Source organism: Burkholderia sp. Bp8998 (genome assembly GCF_003854235.1).
Lineage (GTDB): Bacteria > Pseudomonadota > Gammaproteobacteria > Burkholderiales > Burkholderiaceae > Burkholderia.
Map to the genome: position 1 here is coordinate 1 of NZ_QTQF01000150.1, position 771 is coordinate 771.

A 771-nucleotide genomic window follows, 5' to 3' on the forward strand; every position below is an offset into this window, starting at 1 on the left:
GGCAAGACCGCAGTCGTCACGGGTGCCGCAAGCGGCATCGGCAAGGAAATCGCACTGGAGCTCGCGAAGGCGGGCGCGGCCGTCGCGATCGCCGACCTGAACCAGGACGGCGCAAATGCGGTGGCCGACGAGATCGTCAAGGCTGGCGGCAAGGCGATCGGCGTCGCGATGGACGTGACCAGCGAGGAAGCGGTCAACAGCGGCATCGACAAGGTCGCCGAAACGTTCGGCTCGGTCGATATCCTCGTGTCGAACGCGGGCATCCAGATCGTCAACCCGATCGAGAACTACGCGTTCTCCGACTGGAAGAAGATGCAGGCGATCCACGTCGACGGCGCATTCCTGACGACCAAGGCCGCGCTCAAGCACATGTACAAGGACGATCGCGGCGGCGTCGTGATCTACATGGGTTCGGTGCACTCGCACGAAGCGTCGCCGCTGAAGTCGGCGTACGTGACGGCCAAGCACGGGCTGCTCGGTCTGGCCCGCGTGCTGGCGAAGGAAGGCGCGAAGCACAATGTGCGCTCGCACGTCGTGTGTCCGGGCTTCGTGCGCACGCCGCTGGTCGACAAGCAGATTCCGGAGCAGGCGAAGGAGCTCGGGATCAGCGAAGAGGAAGTGGTGAAGAAGGTGATGCTCGGCAACACGGTCGACGGCGTGTTCACGACGGTGCAGGACGTCGCGCAGACGGTGCTGTTCCTGTCGGCGTTCCCGAGCGCCGCGCTCACGGGCCAGTCGTTCGTCGTCAGCCACGGCTGGTTCATGCAGTAA

The 771-nt window shown here is 64.9% G+C and carries 1 protein-coding gene; it reads left to right on the top strand.

Translation table 11 applies throughout. The features are described 5' to 3' along the window. A partial coding sequence (locus DIE06_RS37885) for a 3-hydroxybutyrate dehydrogenase (RefSeq protein ID WP_148094390.1) occupies positions 1 to 771 on the top strand: 771 nt, incomplete at its 5' end.